The sequence below is a fragment of the Telluria sp. GW821-FHT07G12 genome (assembly GCF_059418525.1).
The window spans coordinates 445,645-464,055 of sequence record NZ_JBWKQA010000001.1 but is presented as its reverse complement, the minus strand read 5'-3'; the positions used below and the strand labels follow the sequence as shown (position 1 = coordinate 464,055).

The window sequence follows — 18,411 nt, the reverse complement described above, 5'->3', positions numbered from 1 at the left end:
CCGGCTGAGTGACAAGAATCGCATTGGGTGTCCAGTACATCGGCACCGCCTGGAACGGGTATCAGAAACAACCATCGCGCGACACGGTCCAGGACCGGCTCGAAATCGCGCTCGAAAAATTTGCCTGCACGCCGATCGCCACTGCCTGCGCCGGCCGCACCGACGCCGGCGTGCACGCGATCGAGCAGGTCGTCCACTTCGACACGGATCTCGACCGCCCGCCGCAATCCTGGGTGCGCGGCACCAACGCCTTCCTGCCGGATTCGATCGTGGTGCGCTGGGCGCACGTGGTCGCGCCGGATGCGGAAGGCCAGGACTTCCACGCGCGCTTCTCGGCCAGGTCCCGCACCTACCACTACGTGCTGTACAACCATCCGAACCCGTCGGCCCTGCTGGCCGGCCGCGCCGGCTGGGTGTTCCGTCCGCTGGACGTGGAGCGCATGGTTGATGCCGCGCAGCACCTGATCGGCACGCATGATTTCAGCAGCTTCCGCGCCTCCGGCTGCCAGGCGAATACACCCATCAAGCAGATGCATGAGCTGAACATCGTGCGCCAGGGCGACGTGATTGTCTTCACGGTGCGCGCCTCGGCCTTCCTGCATCACATGGTGCGCAACATCGTCGGCTCGCTGATCTACGTGGGCACCGGGCGCAACGAGCCAGGCTGGATGGCGGAGGTGCTGGAGGCCCGCTCGCGCGACGCCGCCGCGCCGACCTTCATGCCCGACGGTTTGTATCTTGCTACAATCGACTACGATCCGAAGTGGGGGCTGCCTCAAGAGCCGGTTCCGCCACTTCCCTGGCTGTAGGGTGGGCACCACGTGCCCACGCGGCGGCCGGCATCACGCAAACGCCATACGTGGGCTCGGAGAGCCCACCCTACGATAATGTCACGTACTCGCATTAAAATCTGCGGCATCACCCGCGAACAGGACCTGCGCGCGGCAGTCGATGCCGGCGCCGACGCCCTCGGCTTCGTGTTCTATCCGAAGAGCCCGCGCTACATCGCGCCCGCCCGGTTCGCGGCGCTGGCGCCCGCCATGCCGCCCTTCGTCAGCGGCGTCGGCCTGTTCGTCAACGCGGCGCTGGAAGAGGTGCGGGATGCGGTGAACGCCGGCCCGATCGCGCTGCTGCAGTTTCATGGCGACGAAACGGCCGAGCAGTGCGCAGCCATTGCTGCGGCGGTGCAACGCCCCTTCGTGCGCGCCTTTCGCGTCAAACCTGACACAAGCGCCGCCGATTTGCTAGAATCGGAAGCTCAATACCGCGCCGCCAGCGCCTGGTTCTCGGGTCTTCTGCTCGATACCTGGGTCGATGCCTACGGTGGCGCAGGAAAGGTTTTCGATTGGTCTCTTATTCCAAAAGAGCTCGCGCCTCGGGTCGTTTTGAGTGGTGGCTTGAGCGTGCAAAACGTGACTAGCGCGGTGATGCGCGTACGCCCCTTTGCGATCGATATCAGCAGTGGTGTCGAGGAAAGCAAGGGGATCAAGGATGCCCGCAAGATTGCCGCGTTTGTCGACGCGGTGCGGGTTGCCGATGCATCACCCGATATGAGCGAGTCACACCATGGAGAACACCCCTAAAGGTCTGTTCAAGACCCCGGAATACCAATTGCCGGACGCCTCCGGCCACTTCGGCCCCTACGGCGGCAGTTTCGTTGCCGAGACCCTCAGCCACGCGCTGGCCGAGCTGAATGAAGCCTATTCCCGCTACAGCCAGGATCCCGAGTTCCTGGAAGAGTTCCGCTACGAGCTGGCGCACTTCGTCGGCCGCCCCTCGCCCGTGTACCACGCCAAGCGCTGGTCGCAGCAGGGCGCACATGACGGCCTTGGCGCCCAGATCTACTTCAAGCGCGAAGACCTGAACCACACCGGCGCCCACAAGATCAACAACGTGATCGGCCAGGCGCTGCTGGCAAAACGCATGGGCAAGCCGCGCATCATCGCCGAGACCGGCGCCGGCCAGCACGGCGTCGCCACCGCCACCATCTGCGCGCGCTTCGGCCTCGAATGCGTGGTCTACATGGGCGCCGAGGACGTCAAGCGCCAGGCCCAGAACGTGTATCGCATGAAGCTGCTGGGCGCGACCGTGGTGCCGGTGGAAAGCGGCTCCAAGACCCTGAAGGACGCGCTCAACGAAGCGATGCGCGACTGGGTCACCAACATCGAGAACACCTTCTACATCATCGGCACCGTGGCCGGCCCGCATCCTTACCCGATGATGGTGCGCGACTTCCAGTCCGTGATCGGCGAGGAGTGCCGCGTGCAGATGCCGCAGATGACCGGCCGCCAGCCGGACTACGTGGTCGCCTGCATCGGCGGCGGCTCGAACGCGATGGGCATCTTCTACCCGTATATCGACGAAGCCGGCGTGAGGCTGGTCGGCGTCGAGGCGGCGGGCGAAGGCATCGACAGCGGCAAGCACGCGGCCTCGCTGACCCAGGGCTTCCCCGGTGTCCTGCACGGCAACCGCACCTACCTGCTGCAGGATGCGAACGGCCAGATCATCGAGACGCATTCGGTGTCGGCTGGCCTGGACTACCCCGGCGTCGGCCCCGAGCACGCCTGGCTGAAGGACATCGAGCGCGCCCAGTACGTCTCGATCACCGACGACGAAGCGCTGCAGGCCTTCCACGACTGCTGCCGCATCGAGGGCATCATCCCGGCGCTGGAATCCTCGCACGCGATCGCCTACGCGGCCAAGCTGGCGCCGACGCTCCCTGAAGACCAGATCATCCTGGTGAACCTGTCCGGCCGCGGCGACAAGGACATGCACACCGTGGCGCAGCGCGCCGGTCTGAATTTCGGCTGATCGGGGAGAACAAGAACATGTCCAGAATTGAAAGCACCTTCACCTCCCTGAAAGAGCAGGGCAAGACGGGCCTGGTGACCTTCGTCACCGCCGGCGACCCCGGTCCCGACGTCACCGTCCCCATCATGCACGCGCTGGTCGAAGGCGGCGCCGACGTGCTGGAACTCGGCGTCCCGTTCTCCGATCCGATGGCGGAAGGCCCGGTGATCCAGCGCGCCTGCGAACGTGCTCTGGCCTTCGGCATCAGCATGAGCGACGTCTTTAACTATGTGAGCGAGTTCCGCAAGACCAACCAGCACACGCCGGTGGTCCTGATGGGCTACGCGAATCCGATCGAGCGCATGGGGCAGAGCGAATTCATCCGCCGCGCCAAGGCCGCCGGCGCCGACGGCGCCATCGTGGTCGACTATCCGCCCGAGGAGTGCGAGGCCTTCGCCACCGAGATGAAGGCGAACGACCTCGACCTCATCTTCCTGCTGGCCCCGACCTCGACCACGAAGCGCGTGCAGCAGGTGGCGCGCCACGGCAGCGGCTTCTCGTATTACGTGTCGCTGAAGGGCGTCACGGGCGCGGGCGGCATCGACACCGAAGACGTGGCGCGCCGCGTGGCCGCGATCCGCGAGCACGTCAAGCTGCCGATCGGCGTCGGCTTCGGCATCCGCGATGCGGAGACTGCGAAGTCGGTGGCGGCGGTGGCGGACGCGGTGGTGATCGGCAGCCGCATCATCCAGGAGCTGGAGAACACGCCGAAGGAGCAGGGGCCGGAAGCAGTGCGGGCCTTCGTGGCGGGGATCCGCTCGGCGCTGGACGCCCGGTAAGCGGAGCGCTTACTGCAGCATCTCGACCGGGGCCATGCGCCCCGGTTTTCATTTTCTTTATTGCAATTATCAGCTACATTGTCGCCAGTGCAACTAAAGTCATGTCGACATGAAAACCCAGATCGTCCACGTTTCGAAACTGCAGACCTCAAAAGTGATGGCCGTGCTTTACCTGGTCATTTCGCTTCCCATGATGCTGATGGCAGCCGTGCCGATGCTGCTCGCGCACCAGCCGGTGCAGTGGGGCATGCTCTGGTGGATGCCCCTGCTGTACGCCATTTTCGGCTTTATCTTCACTTTCATCGGCGCCTGGATTTATAACGGCATCGCCGGCCTGATGGGCGGCATCGAGTTCACCCTCGCCGAGCGCGGAGAAGACTGATGCGCAAAGCCGCCGGCTTCGCGGTCATCGCGTGGATGCTCGCCGCGCCCGCGTTCGCGGTCGAATTGTCCGGCGCCATCCGCAGCGCGAGCGGCACGCTGCCGCCATCGATCGAGATGTTCGGCGACCGCCAGGACAATCTGCCTGCGATCGTCGGCAAGGTCGAGCACGGCCGCTACCGCATCGTGCTGCCGGATGTCGGCGTGTTCCGGCTGCGCCTGAAGGCGCCGGGCTGGGACGCCGCGCCGAAGACGGTCTGGGACCCGAAGACCTTCGGCGACCTTGACTTCCTGCTCTATCCGGCCAGGGTCCCGGAGCCGGAACTGGCGGCCGAGCTGATCGCGCTGGGCAAGCAGGACCAGGCCGTCCGTCCGAACGTCAACGGCACGATCGACCCCGAACTCATCAAGCGCATGAACGAGGAAGACGCCAGGCGTGAGCAGCGCCTGGGCGCCATCCTCGAGGCGAAGGGCTGGCCCGGCATCTCGATGGTCGGGCACGAGGCGGCTAGCAGTGCCTGGCTGATCGCCCAGCACGCCTCGCCGGCCTTCCTGAAGCGCTGCGTGCCGCTGATGAAGGCGGCGGTGGAGAAGGGCGAGATGGTGCCCAGCCAGCTGGCGCTGTCGGTGGACCGCGACCTCATGAACGACGACAAGCCGCAGATCTACGGCAGCCAGCTGCGCTGGAGTACGGGCAGCAAGCCTGCGCTGCATCCGATCGCCGACCGAGAGCACGTCGACGGGCGCCGCGCGGCGATGGGCCTGGAGCCGCTGGCGCAATACCTGAAGCACTTCGAACAATGAGCCGCCTGAAACGCCTGACCTTCTGGGGTGCCGACGAAGACGACGACAGCCTGCCGCGCGCCGTGATCGAAGGCCGCAAGACCGTCACCGCCGACACCGTCGAGGACTACTACAAGCCCTACGGCGAATACGGCGACGGCAGCTACGCGGCCGGCGACCTGATCGAAGTCTACGACCTGAAACAGCGTCTGCGCTGCCTGATCCGCGCCACCAAGGTGCAGACCATCCGTTTCGGCGATATTCCCGAGGACGTGTGGCGGGGCGAGGGCTTCGCCAGCGCCCGCGAATTCCAGCAAGTCCACATAGCCTGCCTGCCGCAATACCAGCTGCACGACAATTTCGAATTCGTTACCTTGCATTTCGAGCTGGTCGAAGCCATTCAGCCTTGATAGGCGTGAAAGCCGCATCTGGCCTGGCTTTCAAGCTTGTCCAAATGGCAAAAGAATTAGAGCAAGCATTCGACAAGAGGGACTTGACCGGCTACACTACCGCCAATTCTGAATAGCCGCAAAGGAGAACACATGAGTTGGTTGGAAAAACTGCTGCCCCCACGGATCCAGCGCTCCGATGCCGCCAAAAAACAGACGATGCCCGAGGGCCTGTGGGTCAAGTGCCCGTCCTGCGAAGCGGTGCTGTACCGGACCGACCTCGAGTCCAACCTGCACGTGTGCCCGAAGTGCAGCCATCACATGCGCATCCGCGCCCGCGCGCGCCTCGACGCGCTGCTGGACGAAGGCGGCCGCTATGAGATCGGCCAGGACGCGCTGCCGGTCGACACCCTGAAGTTCAAGGACAGCAAGAAGTATCCGGACCGTCTCAAGCAGGCCATGGAAGCGACCGGCGAAACCGACGCCCTGATCGTGCAAGGCGGCTCGATCATGAGCCTGCCGGTGGTCGTCGCCTGCTTCGAATTCGAATTCATGGGCGGCTCGATGGGTTCCGTGGTCGGCGAGCGTTTCGCGCGCGGCGCCCAGGTGGCCCTGGAGCAGAAGGTGCCCTTCATCTGCATTACCGCCACCGGCGGCGCACGTATGCAGGAAGGCCTGCTGTCGCTGCTGCAGATGGCGAAGACCACCGCGATGCTGACCAAGCTCTCCGAAAAGAAGCTGCCTTTCATTAGCGTGCTGACCGATCCGACCATGGGCGGCGTGTCCGCTTCGTTCGCCTTCATGGGCGACGTCGTGATCGCCGAGCCGAAGGCCCTGATCGGCTTTGCCGGTCCGCGCGTAATCGAGAACACCGTGCGCGAAAAGCTGCCGGAAGGCTTCCAGCGCGCCGAGTTCCTGGTCCAGAAGGGCGCCGTCGACATGATCGTCGACCGCCGCAAGATGCGCGAAGAAATCGCGCGCCTGCTGGCCCTGCTGCAAAGCCAGCCGGCCGACGTTCTCGCTTAATCCATCGAATAAAGGGCGGCAAAAGGGATGCTGTTCCAGCCGCCCTTTGCCGCCTTTCCGCCCTCTCATACCTATGCTCCCCACCACCTTGCCCGACTGGCTGGCGCTGCTCGAGTCGCGCCATGCCGAGACCCATATCGACATGGGCCTGGACCGCGTCCGCGCCGTCAAGGAGCGCCTGAACCTGGCCTTCTCCTGCCCCGTGATCATGGTCGCCGGCACCAACGGCAAGGGCTCCACCTGCGCCATGCTGGAAGCGATGCTGCTGCAGTCGGGCTACCGCACGGGCCTGTACATCAAGCCGCACTTCCTCGACTTTAACGAGCGCGCCCGCATCAACGGCGAGATGGCCAGCGACGAAGCCCTGGTCTCCGCCTTCGACGTGGTCGAGAACGCGCGCGGCGACATCGACCTGACCTATTTCGAGTTCACCACGCTGGCGATCTGCCAGCTGCTGTCGACCAGCGAGATCGACGTCGCGATCCTCGAAGTCGGCCTGGGCGGACGCCTGGATGCGGTCAACGTGATCGACGCCGACGTCTCCATCGTCACCAGCATCGACATCGACCACAAGGACTACCTGGGCGACACGCGCGAAGAGATCGGCTTCGAGAAGGCCGGCATCTTCAGGCCGGGCAAGCCGGCAATCTGCAGCGATCCGCAGCCGCCGGCCTCTCTCATCAAACATGCCGAAGACGTCAAAGCCGATCTGTGGCTGATCGGCCGCGACTTCAACTACCAGGGCGACAAGCAGCAGTGGGCCTACGGCGGCCGTTCGCAGCGCCGCAACTCGCTGGCCTATCCGGCCCTGCGGGGCGCGAACCAGCTGCTGAACGCCTCGGCCGCGCTGGCCGCGCTCGAAGTGCTGCGCCTGCGGCTGCCGGTGGGCGCCCAGGAAGTACGCGCCGGCCTGGCGATGGTCGAGCTGCCGGGACGCTTCCAGGTACTGGCAGGCCGTCCGACCACGGTGCTGGACGTGGCCCACAACCCGCACGCCGCGGCGACCCTGGCCCAGAACCTCAGCAACATGGGCTTCCACCGCTTCACCTATGCGGTGTTCGGCATCATGCAGGACAAGGACATCGACGCCGTCATCGAGCACATGGCGCCTTACGTGGATCACTGGTGCGTGGCGGCGTTGCCGTCGCCGCGCTCGGCGAATCCCGACGAACTCGCGAAGAAGCTCGAAGCGAAGAAGCCCGCAGGGGCCAAACCGGACGAATTTTCGGTGACGACTTTCGCCGATCCGGGCGCCGCCTTCCAGGATGCAACTAGCCGCGCCGGACAGGATGATAGAATAGTGGTCTTTGGCTCCTTCTATACCGTGGCCGGCGTGATGGCGGCCCGTAAATCCTCTCTTCATTGACCTGACAACGCATGGGCTTGTTCTCGTTCTTCGGTAAAAACAAGCAAGGCCGCGCTGCCGAGGACAGCGGCCGTTTCTACAGCAAGGACGACGACGCCCCCCTCGGCGAGCGCGCCCGTTCCAAGCGCGCCTCGAGCGCGGGCGCTGTCGCCGGCAGCACGCGCGGCCGCGGCACCGGCAACGACCCGCTGCTGCCCGAGAAGAAGCGCGCGCGCCGCCGCCTGGTGGGTGCTATCGCGCTGGCGCTGGCGGCCGCGGTCGGCCTGCCGATGCTGCTCGATTCCCAGCCCAAGCCGCTTGCCGGCGACATCGCGATCCAGATCCCGGCCAAGGACAAGGCGGCGCCGCTGCCGGTGCCAGCCGAGCCTTCCGCTGCGCCGGCTGCCGAAGCCGCCCGCGGCGTGAAGGCCGTGGCAGCCGAAGACAGCGTCGACAAGGGCGAGGAAGTGTTGAGGGATGAGCCGAGCGTGACGACGGTGGCCAGGCCTGCCGCCAAAGCGCCCGCCGTCGTGGCCAGCGCGAAGCCGCCGGCCGCGATCGACCTGCCGAAGCCCGAACACAAGCTGGAAGCGCCGAAACCCAAGGCGGAGCCCAAGCCGGAACACAAGCCCGAGACCAAGCCGGATCACAAGGCGGACAGCAAGGCCGAGCACAAGCTGGCGGACAAGACCGACAAGGCCGACAAGGCCGAGAAACCGGTCAAGCCGAAGAGTGAAGACAAGCCGGCCAAGCCGCACGACGAGTCGCGCGCGCTGGCCATCCTCGAAGGGAAGGCCGACAAGGCCGAGAAGCCCGCCGAAGCCGCTTCGCAGAAGGTCGTGTTGCAGGTGGCCGCCATGTCGAGCCAGGAAAAGGCCGCCGAACTGCAGGCCAAGCTGCAAGGCGCCGGCATCAGCTCGTACACGCAAAAATCCGGCGAACTGGTCAAAGTTAAGATCGGTCCGCTCAGCAAGGAAGAAGCCGAGAAAGTGCGCGCCAAGCTGGGCCGCATCGGCCTGTCGGGCTTCCAGACCCCCGCTTGAAGCCGTGACGATTTTCGATTACATCGTCCTGTTCATCCTGATCTCGTCGGTCGTCATCAGCACCATGCGTGGGCTGGTGAAGGAAATCCTGTCCCTGGTGGGCTGGGTTGCGGCCTTCGTGGTGGCGAACGCCTTCGGCGCGAAACTGGCGCCCATGCTACCATCGGTGATTCCGGGCGAGTCGCTCAGGCTGATCGTTGCCTTCATCGCACTGTTCCTCGGCGTGCGAGTACTGATGGGTCTGCTGGCGCTGGCGATCGGCGCCCTGATCGAGGCCACCGGCCTGTCGCTGGCCGACCGCGGACTCGGCGGCCTGTTCGGACTCGGCCGGGGCATTGTAATCGTGCTGGCTGGCGTCATATTGTGTGGAATGACTTCCATCCCCCAACAAGATTTCTGGAAAAACGCGTTGCTCTCTCCCATGGCGGAAACCGGGGCGCGCACAGTCAAGCCTTTTTTGCCCGCTGCCTTTGCGCAGCACGTTCAGTTTTAGGAGCACTCCATGTGTGGCATCGTCGGCGTCGTCTCGCAAGCCCCCGTCAACCAGTTGCTGTATGACGCATTGCTGCTGCTGCAGCACCGCGGCCAGGATGCGGCCGGTATCGCAACCAACCACAGCAGCATGTTCTCGATGTACAAGGCCAACGGCCTGGTGCGCGACGTGTTCCGCACCCGTAACATGCGTTCGCTGCAGGGCAATTCCGGTATCGGCCACTGCCGCTACCCGACCGCCGGTTCGTCCAGCGAAGAGGAAGCGCAGCCGTTCTACGTCAACGCGCCCTTCGGCATCACCCTGGCGCACAACGGCAACCTGACCAACCAGGAACAACTGAAGGACGAGCTGTTCCGCATCGACCGCCGCCACGTCAACACGGGCTCCGATTCGGAAGTGCTGCTGAACGTGCTGGCGCACGAGATCCAGACCGCCGCCAACGGCTATTCGCTCGATCCGGAAGCCGTGTTCAAGGCGGTCGCCATGGTCCACAAGCGCGTGCGCGGCGCCTATGCCGTGATCGCGCAGATCGCCGGCCACGGCCTGCTGGCCTTCCGCGACCCCTTCGGCATCCGTCCGCTGTGCCTGGGCGTGAACGAAACCGAGAACGGTCCGGAATACCTGGTCGCCAGCGAATCGGTGGCGCTCGAGGGCCTCGGCTTCCGCTTCGTGCGCGACATCGCGCCGGGCGAGGCGGTCTTCATCGACGACGCCAGCCAGCTGCATGCGCGCCAGTGCGCCGAGAACCCGTCGCTGAATCCCTGCGCCTTCGAATACGTGTACCTGGCGCGTCCGGACTCGGTCATCGACGGCGCTTCGGTCTACGCGACCCGCCTGCGCATGGGCGAGTACCTGGCCGACAAGATCCGCCAGGAGATCCCGGTCGAGGAAATCGACGTCGTGATGCCGATCCCGGATTCCTCGCGCCCGGCCGCTATCCAGCTGGCGCTCAAGCTCGGCGTCGAGTACCGCGAAGGCTTCATCAAGAACCGCTACATCGGCCGCACCTTCATCATGCCGGGCCAGGGCATGCGCAAGAAGTCGGTGCGCCAGAAGCTGAATGCGATCGCGTCCGAGTTCAAGGACAAGAACGTGCTGCTGGTCGACGACTCGATCGTGCGCGGCACCACCAGCCGCGAGATCGTGCAGATGGCGCGCGAAGCCGGGGCCCGCAAGGTGTTCTTCGCCTCGGCCGCGCCGCCGGTGCTGTACCCGAACGTGTACGGCATCGACATGCCGACCCGCGACGAGCTGATCGCCCACGGCCGCACCGTCGAGGAAGTCTGCCGCGAGATCACGGCCGACCGCCTGGTCTACCAGGACATCGAGGCGCTGAAGAAGTCGATCATGGACGTGAACCCGGCGCTGACCAGCGTGGAGGCGTCCTGCTTCGACGGCGTCTACATCACCGGCGACATCTCGCCGGAGTACCTGGACAAGCTGGAGAGCCATCGCCACAAAAGCTCGGGCAAGTCGTCCGAGGACCTGGTGCGGACCCAGCTGAATCTGAACCCGCCGGTAGCGGCTGAATAATTCCTGCGCGGGCGCTCTGGCGCCCGTTTTCATTTGTACGGTACGAACATGAGCGACAAGAACAACTACGGCTTCACCACCACCATCCTTCACAACGACCGCCGCAAACCCATCGAGCAGGGCTCGCTGCACAAGCCCATCCACACCTCGGTGGCCTTCGGCTACGGCGATGCGCGCCAGCTGGCCTCGGTCTTCCAGGGCAAGGAGCCGGGCTTCCGCTACGGCCGCCAGGGCAACCCGACGGTCGCCGCGCTGGAAGACAAGATCAGCAAGATGGAAGATGGCGTGGCCACCCTGTGCTTCGGCACCGGCATGGCGGCGATCGGCGCGCTGGCCCAGGCGCTGCTGAAGGATGGCGACCATGTCGTCTCGTCCTCCTTCCTCTTCGGGAATACCAACAGCCTGTGGAATACGGTGGCGGGGCAGGGCACCGAGGTGTCCTTCGTCGACGCCACGGACGTCGCCAAGGTCGAAGCCGCGCTGCAGGACAACACGCGCCTGGTGTTCGTCGAGACCATCGCCAACCCGCGCACCCAGATCGCGGACCTGGCGCGCATCGGCCAGCTGTGCCGCGAGCGCGGCATCCTCTACGTGGTCGACAACACCATGACCACGCCCTGGCTGTTCCGTCCGAAAGCGGTGGGCGCCGGCCTGGTGGTCAATTCGCTGACCAAGTCGATCGGCGGCCATGGCATGGCCCTCGGCGGCGCCCTGACCGATACCGGCCTGTTCGACTGGAGCACGTATCCGAACATCGCCGCGAACTTCCGCAAGCAGGCGGCAAGCGCCCAGGGCATGGCCCAGCTGCGCGCGAAATCCCTGCGCGACTTCGGCGCCTCGCTGGCGCCGGAAGCCGCCCACCACATCGCCGTCGGCGCCGAGACCCTGGCGCTGCGCATGGACCGCACCAGCGCCAACGCGCTGGCGCTGGCCCGGATGCTGGAAGCGGACGAGCGCGTGGCTGCGGTCCACTACCCGGGTCTGGCCTCGCACCCGCAGCACGGCCTGGCTACCGATCTGTTCCGCGCCTACGGCTCGCTGTTCAGCTTCGAGCTGAAAGAGGGCATCGACTGCTTCGACTACCTGAACCGCCTCAAGATCGCGATTCCGGCATCGAACCTGGGCGATACGCGCACCCTGGTGATTCCGGTCGCGCACACGATCTTCTTCGAGATGGGCCAGGAGCGCCGCGCCAGCATGGGCATTGCCGAGTCGCTGATCCGGGTGTCGGTGGGCATCGAAGATACCCCCGATCTGGTGGAAGATTTCCGATCGGCATTACCCTGATTGCATTGTCATAAAGTAATCACACATCTATCATCGTCTTACCTACATATCTGTATCCAGTGAGGAGAGACGATGAAACGACTTGTATTTACCCTGCTGATGCTGGCGGCCGGCGCGGCCTTCGCCGACGACCTGGGTGACGCGGAAAAAGCCTTGCGGGCGAAGGATTACGGCAAGGCATTCCCGATGTATACCTAGCTCGCCAATGCCGGCAATACCGAAGCACAGTTCCGGCTGGGCGAGATGTACTGGTATGGCGACGGTACCGCCGTCGACATGGCCAAGTCGCAGAGTCTGCTGCAGAAAGCTGCGGCAAGCGGCCACAACGGCGCCAAGGAGGCGCTGGCCGTCCTGCAGAAGCGCGAGCAGCGCGCCGCCGATCTCGCTTACTGGACCAGTGGCTACAAGGGCGAAGACCTGGTGTCGGGCAAATACGCCTGTCCCATGCCGACGATCCCGGCCGTGTCCAAGACCAATGCCGAAATCAAGGCCGTCAGCGAAGCCATCGCGAATTGGGAAACCTGCTACAACGACTTCGTCGCCGGGGTCAACCAGCTGCCGCCGGCCAACAAGCGCATTCCGGCCGACGTCCTGCAGCTGATGAGCCCGCGCGAAGCGGAGCAGGCGATTGCCCACGTCGACGATACAACGGTTGCCGTCATCACCCGCCGCCAGAACGATGCGCTGAGCTTCAGCTCGGAGCGTGACGCCTGGCACAAGGCGACCAATGAGTTCGTCCTTGCCGCGAATTCAAAGCAGGCGTCGAACAAAATGCTGATAGAAGCCGAGAACAGGCAATTCGAGGAAAACAACCGCAAGTTTAATAACGCCTCGCCCAGCGTCATGAAAAAGTGAGTCGGGTTGAGCTGGCAGGGCTGTGCGGGTATGATGAATTTCCTTTTTCACAGCCCTGTTTCCATGAAGACTCTCCTGTTTTGCGTGGCCCTGCTGGCGGCCGGCGGCGCCTGCGCCGATGAGCTGGCCAATGCGGACGCCCTGTTCGCCAAAAAGGCTTATCCCGAAGCCCTGCAGAAATACACCAAGCTGGCGAACGCCGGCAATGTGACGGCCCAGCAGCACGTGGGCGAAATGTATTTTTATGGAGAGGCAGGAACCATCGACGAAGCCCAGGCCGAGGCCTGGTTCCGCAAGGCGGCCGCCAAGGGCAATCCCAGCGCCATCGCTTCACTCGAGCTGATCGCCAAGCGCGTGGAGCGCCGCAAGGACATCGACTACTGGATCACCCAGTACGACGGTTCCGAATTCCGCACCGGCCAGTACCGCTGCCCTGTGCCGCGCTTCCCGTCCGTCTCCAAGCAGAACGAGGAGATCGACCGGATCTGGGCCAACATGAAAGCATGGCAAGATTGCCATAACGCCCTGGTCCAGGCGCTCGTCGACGCCAATCCAGGCACCAAGCTGATCCCCGCCGACATCGTCAAGCTGATGACCAAGCCCGAGATCGAAAACGCCGGCAAGCACCTGAATCAGGTGATCGAGAATCTCGCGGAAACTGTGCGGGTCAAGGGCAAGCTGGTGGTGGCCGATTTCGGCGCATGGCGGGATGCCACCGACGCCTGGATCAAGGAGCACAACAACATCGTCAACAGCACGCCGACGCCGGAACGCCAGCACGAGCTCGAAGAGCGGCGCCAGAACCGCGGAAACCTGTAGGGAAGATGTCAGGAACGCCCGGTGCAAGACCGGGCGTCTGAAGAGAGGTGCTTAGTGCCAGCTTAGTGCCGGCTTAGTGCCACGACCGCAGAAGGCCGACAGCCAGGCCTTCCAGCGCGAACTCGTCGCTGTGCGGATCGACCGTGATCACGGAGAAGTCCGGGTTTTCCGGCAGCAGTTCGATGGTGGCGCCGTTCTTGCGGTAGCGCTTGACGGTGACTTCATCGCCGATGCGGGCAACCACGATCTGGCCGTTCTTGGCTGAATCCACTTTCTTGACAGCCAGGAAGTCGCCATCGCAGATGCCGGCATCGCGCATCGACCAGCCTTTTACCTTCAGCAGGAAGTCGGGCTTGGCCGAGAACATGGCCGGGTCCACCGAGTAGGTGGTCTCGACGTGTTCCTGGGCCAGGATGGGCGAACCGGCGGCGACGCGGCCGACCAGCGGCAGCGACATCAGCAGGGCAGCCGGGACGACCGGTACGGGGACGGTGTCCGCCGCCGCGCCGACCAGGCGGATGCCGCGCGAGGTGCCGGGAGAAATTTCGATCGCGCCCTTGCGCGCTAGGGCTTGCAGGTGTTCCTCGGCGGCGTTGGCCGAGCGGAAGCCAAGCTCCTGCGCGATTTCGGCGCGGGTGGGCGGAAAGCCGGTATTGTCGATGGCTTCCTTGATCAGGTTGAGGATCTGTTCTTGCCGTGCGGTGAGCTTAAGCATGTTCGATAGGTGTAAGTAAAGGAGCGTCTCGAGCGACACCCGACACCCTGTATTTTTGTACAGTATTGCGCCGGGCGCAAGGGGAATCCGTCGCTTTTGCCGCTTTTTTTTGCTTGGCGGGCACAGCCGATAACAACAGGGCAAGCGGGCAAGCTGGCGGGCACCGCAGATGGTGATTGAGCTCTTGACGTTTTTGCGGTTATAATGTCGGGCTTTCCCTTCCCACACTCGTCTTGACGCCGAGGTGGGCATTTGTTTAAACGTCCTTAAGGAGTGTTGCATGCGTCATTATGAAATCGTGTTTATCGTCCACCCGGACCAGAGCGAGCAGGTCCCGGCGATGATCGAGCGCTACAAGACCACCGTCACCTCGCGCGGCGGTAACATCCACCGCGTCGAAGACTGGGGCCGCCGTCAAATGGCTTACCAGATCCAGAAGCTGCCGAAGGCACACTACATCTGCATGAACATCGAGTGCGACAACGAGACCCTGGTCGAGCTGGAAACCGCATTCAAATTCAATGATGCCGTGCTGCGTCACCTGACCGTCAAGATGAAGAAGGCCGAAACCGCACCGTCGCCGATGATGAAATCGGTCCAGCGCGAAGACGCAGCCAAGAGCCATCGCGCCGAGCAGGCAGCCGCTCCGGCCGCAGCCGCTTAATTTCTTCGGAAAGTGAAGCGCAGAGGGCAGTGAACGAGCTGTTGCTGGTCGCAAGCATCGCGGAACGCGATACCTTGCGGTATACCCCGGCCGGCATCCCCATCGTCAGCGGCATCCTGTTACATGGATCGCAGCAGCTGGAGGCAGGGATTGCCAGGCAGGTCGAGTTTGAAATCGCCGCGCTTGCCGCGGGAGATATTTCAGGCCGGTTTGCCGATGCCGAACTTGGTGCCGTGTACCAGTTCAAGGGCTTCCTCGCGAGGAAGAACCGCAACAGCAAAGCCCTGGTGTTTCACATCATTGAATTCATTTAGATTAGATACAGGAGCCAAAAATGGCATTCGGTAAAAAGTTCGACAAAAACAAGGCCAAGGAAAAACTGAAGCGCAAACAGCAGAACCCGCTGTTCAAGCGTAAGAAATTCTGCCGCTTCACCGCAGCAAACGTGGAACAGGTTGACTACAAAGACGTCGACACCCTGAAGGACTTCGTCCAGGAAAACGGCAAGATCATGCCGGCACGCCTGACCGGTACCAAGGCGCACTACCAGCGCCAAGTGGACACCGCCATCAAGCGCGCCCGCTACCTGGCCCTGCTGCCGTACACCGACCTGCACAACGCTTAATCGTCGGTCACGACACGTATACTGGAGAATAATATGCAAGTCATCCTGCTGGAAAAAGTCGTCAACGTCGGCAACCTGGGCGACGTGGTCAAGGTCAAGGACGGTTACGCACGTAACTTCCTGATCCCGCAAAAGAAAGCCCGCCGTGCAACCGAATCGGCCGTGGCCGAGTTCGAAGTCAAGCGCGCCGAACTGGAAAAGGCAGCCGCCGAGAAGCTGGCAGCCGCACAAGGCCAGGGCGAGAAGCTGAACGGCATGACCATCACCATCGCCCAGAAAGCTGGCGTCGATGGCCGTCTGTTCGGTTCCGTGACCAACTTCGACATCGCTGAAGCCCTGAGCAAGCAAGGTTTCGCCGTCGAGAAGGCCAACGTCCGCATGCCGACCGGCCCGCTGAAGACCACCGGCGAGCACCCGGTTGCCGTCGCTCTGCACACCGACGTCGTCGTCGACGTGACCGTGGCAGTCGTGGGCGAAGCTGCCTAAGAAGCTTCGAGGAACCTACTGCGCGTCGTAGGTCCGGTTTGCGATGCTCCGCTACGGCGGACCGGCTGTACTGTTCGTACAGCTGCGCTTCTCAACCAGACCTCCTTCCGCTCGCTACGGTTCCTCTCGCTTCTTGTTGCTGGAATGAAAAAAGCCGGGTTCGCCCGGCTTTTTTTATGCTTGGAAAATCACCAATCATTTCAGCGGTCGATGCGGAAAAGGTATAATGTCGGCCATGAACACCCCAGCAGACCCGCAGATCGAGTCGCTCCGCATTCCCCCGCATTCCATCGAAGCAGAACAGTCCGTCATCGGCGGCCTGCTGCGCGATAACGCGGCGTGGGACCGTATTGCCGACTTCATGCATGCGGAGGACTTCTACCGCTACGACCACCGGATCATCTTCGAACAGATGGTCCGCCTGATCAATGCCGGCAAGCCTGCCGACGTGATCACCGTATACGAGTCGCTCGTCCAGCTCGGCAAGGCCGAGGAAGTGGGCGGGCTGCAGTACCTCAATGCGATGGCGCAGAACACGCCGTCCGCCGCTAACATCCGCCGCTACGCCGAGATCGTGCGCGACCGCGGCGTGCTGCGCCAGCTCATCACCGTGGCCGACGAAGTCTCGGCCAAGGCCTTCAATCCGCAGGGCGCCGAGGTCAAGCAGATCCTCGACGAAGCCGAATCGCGCATCTTCGCGATTGCCGAGCAGGGCGCCCGCGGCGCCCAGGGCTGGCTGCCGGTGCAGCCGCTGCTGACCCAGGTGGTCGAGCGTATCGACGAACTCTACAGCCGTGAAAACCAGGGCGAGATCACCGGCGTCCCGACCGGCTTCATCGACCTCGACAAGATGACCTCCGGCCTGCAGCCGGGCGACCTGGTCATCGTTGCCGGCCGTCCATCGATGGGCAAGACCGCGTTCTCGGTCAACATCGGCGAAGCCGTCGCGGTCGAGGCCGGCCTGCCGGTCGCGATCTTCTCGATGGAGATGGGCGGCACCCAGCTGGCCATGCGTATGCTGGGCTCGATCGGCCAGCTCGACCAGCACCGCCTGCGTACCGGCAAGCTGATCGACGAGGACTGGCCGCGCCTGACGCACGCCATCCAGAAGATGAACGACGCCCAGATCTTCATCGACGAGACGCCCGCGCTGAACCCGATCGAGATGCGCGCCCGCGCGCGCCGCCTGGCCCGCCAGTGCGGCAAGCTGGGCCTCATCATTGTCGACTACCTGCAGCTGATGCAGGGTTCGAAACCGGGCGACAACCGTGCGTCCGAGATTTCCGAGATTTCGCGTAGCCTGAAGGGCCTGGCCAAGGAGCTGGGCTGTCCGGTGATCGCGCTGTCCCAGCTGAACCGATCGCTGGAACAACGCCCGAACAAGCGCCCGGTCATGTCCGACCTGCGCGAATCGGGCGCTATCGAGCAGGATGCGGACGTCATCATTTTCCTGTATCGCGATGAAGTCTATAACCCGGACTCGCCCGACAAAGGTACCGCCGAGATCATTATCGGTAAACAGCGTAACGGCCCGATCGGGGCGGTGCGACTGACCTGGATGGGTATGTATACCAAGTTCGGGAATTACAGCGGCAGTCTGTCCATCTACCAGGGCGACTAAGCCGATAACGACCGCGGTGCGACCTGCGCCGCGGCCCTTAAAGAAGTTCCAAGAGATTTACAACGGAGAACCATATGTTTGGACGCCTGATGCCCACCGAGGGCAAATTTTTCGATCTGTTCAACCAGCACGCGGCGCTGTGCGTCAAGGGTGCACAGGAAATGGTCGGCCTGATGACCAACTTCGACGACCTGGAAAACCGCACCCACGCTGTGGAGAGCATCGAAAAACAGGCGGACAAGATCACCTACGCATGCGTCGACCTGCTGCACAAGACCTTCATCACCCCGCTCGACCGTGACGACATCCACAAGCTGATCACCCGCATGGACGACATCCTCGACATGATGGAAGACGCTGCCCAGACCATCTCGCTGTACGACCTGCACGCCGTGACCCCGGAAGCCAAGCGCCTGGCCGAGCTGTGCCTGGCCTGCTGCGAAAAGGTCCAGCAGGCCGTCGGCATGCTGCACAACATGGATAACGCCCAGAAGATGGTCGCGATCTGCGAAGAGATCGACCGCCTGGAATCGGACGCCGACCACGTGATGCGCGCCGCCATGTCCAAGCTGTTCCGCGACGAGCCGGACGTCCGTAACCTGATCAAGATGAAAGCCATCTACGAGATCCTGGAAACCGTCACCGACCGCTGCGAGGATGTCGCGAACATCATCGAAGGCATCATCGTCGAAAACGCGTAAGCCCAAAACAATAAAA

General features: G+C 63.5%; 22 protein-coding genes and 1 pseudogene. 22 read left to right on the top strand and 1 reads right to left on the bottom strand.

Features of this window, described 5'->3' with window-relative positions; translation table 11 throughout:
- Window positions 1–8: 8 nt before the first annotated feature.
- The 16 genes and pseudogenes from truA (at window position 9) to AC07PE_RS02185 (ending at window position 13,583) form a co-directional block, all read left to right on the top strand.
- On the top strand, window positions 9–809 hold the full coding sequence (gene truA, locus AC07PE_RS02260) for a tRNA pseudouridine(38-40) synthase TruA (RefSeq protein WP_498761180.1): 801 nt from the start codon (window positions 9–11) through the stop codon (window positions 807–809).
- A 12-nt stretch (window positions 810–821) separates the two neighbouring features.
- The gene (locus AC07PE_RS02255; RefSeq protein WP_498761178.1) at window positions 822–1,583 is read left to right on the top strand and encodes a phosphoribosylanthranilate isomerase; all 762 of its coding nucleotides are present in this window, start codon (window positions 822–824) and stop codon (window positions 1,581–1,583) included.
- Window positions 1,567–2,811 (top strand): tryptophan synthase subunit beta, encoded by a 1,245-nt coding sequence (gene trpB, locus AC07PE_RS02250; RefSeq protein ID WP_498761177.1) that lies wholly within the window; start codon window positions 1,567–1,569, stop codon window positions 2,809–2,811. Before AC07PE_RS02255 ends, trpB begins: the two co-directional genes overlap by 17 nt.
- A 17-nt stretch (window positions 2,812–2,828) precedes the next feature.
- Window positions 2,829–3,629 carry a tryptophan synthase subunit alpha gene (trpA, locus tag AC07PE_RS02245; protein ID WP_498761175.1) on the top strand — a complete coding sequence of 267 codons (801 nt, stop codon included), beginning with the start codon at window positions 2,829–2,831 and terminating at the stop codon, window positions 3,627–3,629.
- Between the two features lie 109 nt (window positions 3,630–3,738).
- Entirely contained in the window at window positions 3,739–4,011 is a 273-nt protein-coding gene (locus AC07PE_RS02240) for a hypothetical protein (protein WP_498761173.1), read from the top strand.
- On the top strand, window positions 4,011–4,814 hold the full coding sequence (locus tag AC07PE_RS02235) for a DUF6624 domain-containing protein (protein WP_498761171.1): 804 nt from the start codon (window positions 4,011–4,013) through the stop codon (window positions 4,812–4,814). The genes AC07PE_RS02240 and AC07PE_RS02235 overlap by 1 nt, the downstream gene beginning before the upstream one ends.
- Entirely contained in the window at window positions 4,811–5,203 is a 393-nt protein-coding gene (locus tag AC07PE_RS02230; protein ID WP_498761170.1) for an ASCH domain-containing protein, read from the top strand. Before AC07PE_RS02235 ends, AC07PE_RS02230 begins: the two co-directional genes overlap by 4 nt.
- A 132-nt stretch (window positions 5,204–5,335) precedes the next feature.
- The gene (gene accD, locus AC07PE_RS02225; protein ID WP_498761168.1) at window positions 5,336–6,208 is read left to right on the top strand and encodes an acetyl-CoA carboxylase, carboxyltransferase subunit beta; all 873 of its coding nucleotides are present in this window, start codon (window positions 5,336–5,338) and stop codon (window positions 6,206–6,208) included.
- A 73-nt stretch (window positions 6,209–6,281) separates the two neighbouring features.
- The gene (gene folC / locus AC07PE_RS02220) at window positions 6,282–7,574 is read left to right on the top strand and encodes a bifunctional tetrahydrofolate synthase/dihydrofolate synthase (protein ID WP_498761166.1); all 1,293 of its coding nucleotides are present in this window, start codon (window positions 6,282–6,284) and stop codon (window positions 7,572–7,574) included.
- A gap of 11 nt (window positions 7,575–7,585) precedes the next feature.
- Window positions 7,586–8,596 carry an SPOR domain-containing protein gene (locus AC07PE_RS02215; RefSeq protein ID WP_498761165.1) on the top strand — a complete coding sequence of 337 codons (1,011 nt, stop codon included), beginning with the start codon at window positions 7,586–7,588 and terminating at the stop codon, window positions 8,594–8,596.
- A 4-nt stretch (window positions 8,597–8,600) separates the two neighbouring features.
- Window positions 8,601–9,089, top strand: a complete 489-nt coding sequence (locus AC07PE_RS02210; protein ID WP_498761163.1) for a CvpA family protein — start codon at window positions 8,601–8,603, stop codon at window positions 9,087–9,089.
- Between the two features lie 9 nt (window positions 9,090–9,098).
- Complete coding sequence (gene purF / locus AC07PE_RS02205) at window positions 9,099–10,622, top strand: amidophosphoribosyltransferase (RefSeq protein ID WP_498761161.1); 1,524 nt, start codon at window positions 9,099–9,101, stop codon at window positions 10,620–10,622.
- A gap of 48 nt (window positions 10,623–10,670) precedes the next feature.
- Window positions 10,671–11,909 carry a cystathionine gamma-synthase family protein gene (locus tag AC07PE_RS02200; RefSeq protein ID WP_498761159.1) on the top strand — a complete coding sequence of 413 codons (1,239 nt, stop codon included), beginning with the start codon at window positions 10,671–10,673 and terminating at the stop codon, window positions 11,907–11,909.
- A gap of 72 nt (window positions 11,910–11,981) precedes the next feature.
- Complete coding sequence (locus AC07PE_RS02195) at window positions 11,982–12,107, top strand: hypothetical protein (protein ID WP_498761157.1); 126 nt, start codon at window positions 11,982–11,984, stop codon at window positions 12,105–12,107.
- A 33-nt stretch (window positions 12,108–12,140) separates the two neighbouring features.
- Window positions 12,141–12,764 (top strand): annotated as a pseudogene (locus AC07PE_RS02190) (hypothetical protein); the annotation flags it as partial.
- Between the two features lie 63 nt (window positions 12,765–12,827).
- A complete protein-coding gene (locus AC07PE_RS02185) occupies window positions 12,828–13,583 on the top strand; it encodes a tetratricopeptide repeat protein (RefSeq protein ID WP_498761155.1) in 756 nt (251 codons plus the stop codon).
- A 73-nt stretch (window positions 13,584–13,656) separates the two neighbouring features.
- Here AC07PE_RS02185 and lexA read toward each other — a convergent pair whose 3' ends face one another.
- Entirely contained in the window at window positions 13,657–14,298 is a 642-nt protein-coding gene (gene lexA, locus AC07PE_RS02180; protein ID WP_498761153.1) for a transcriptional repressor LexA, read from the bottom strand.
- A gap of 280 nt (window positions 14,299–14,578) precedes the next feature.
- Between lexA and rpsF the strand changes: the two genes are divergently transcribed.
- The 6 genes from rpsF to AC07PE_RS02150 all read left to right on the top strand — a co-directional run bounded on the left by rpsF (window position 14,579) and on the right by AC07PE_RS02150 (window position 18,395).
- The gene (rpsF, locus tag AC07PE_RS02175) at window positions 14,579–14,962 is read left to right on the top strand and encodes a 30S ribosomal protein S6 (RefSeq protein WP_036232978.1); all 384 of its coding nucleotides are present in this window, start codon (window positions 14,579–14,581) and stop codon (window positions 14,960–14,962) included.
- Between the two features lie 29 nt (window positions 14,963–14,991).
- Window positions 14,992–15,276, top strand: coding sequence for a primosomal replication protein N (gene priB, locus AC07PE_RS02170; RefSeq protein ID WP_498761151.1), 285 nt, complete (start codon window positions 14,992–14,994; stop codon window positions 15,274–15,276).
- Window positions 15,277–15,296: 20 nt separating this feature from the next.
- Window positions 15,297–15,587 carry a 30S ribosomal protein S18 gene (rpsR, locus tag AC07PE_RS02165; RefSeq protein ID WP_056332995.1) on the top strand — a complete coding sequence of 97 codons (291 nt, stop codon included), beginning with the start codon at window positions 15,297–15,299 and terminating at the stop codon, window positions 15,585–15,587.
- A 33-nt stretch (window positions 15,588–15,620) separates the two neighbouring features.
- Window positions 15,621–16,073 carry a 50S ribosomal protein L9 gene (gene rplI / locus AC07PE_RS02160; RefSeq protein ID WP_258845624.1) on the top strand — a complete coding sequence of 151 codons (453 nt, stop codon included), beginning with the start codon at window positions 15,621–15,623 and terminating at the stop codon, window positions 16,071–16,073.
- 235 nt (window positions 16,074–16,308) lie between these two features.
- Window positions 16,309–17,694, top strand: coding sequence for a replicative DNA helicase (locus AC07PE_RS02155; RefSeq protein ID WP_047823886.1), 1,386 nt, complete (start codon window positions 16,309–16,311; stop codon window positions 17,692–17,694).
- A gap of 74 nt (window positions 17,695–17,768) precedes the next feature.
- Window positions 17,769–18,395: a DUF47 domain-containing protein gene (locus AC07PE_RS02150; RefSeq protein ID WP_047823888.1), complete on the top strand. Its 627-nt coding sequence runs from the start codon at window positions 17,769–17,771 to the stop codon at window positions 18,393–18,395.
- Window positions 18,396–18,411 lie beyond the last annotated feature (16 nt).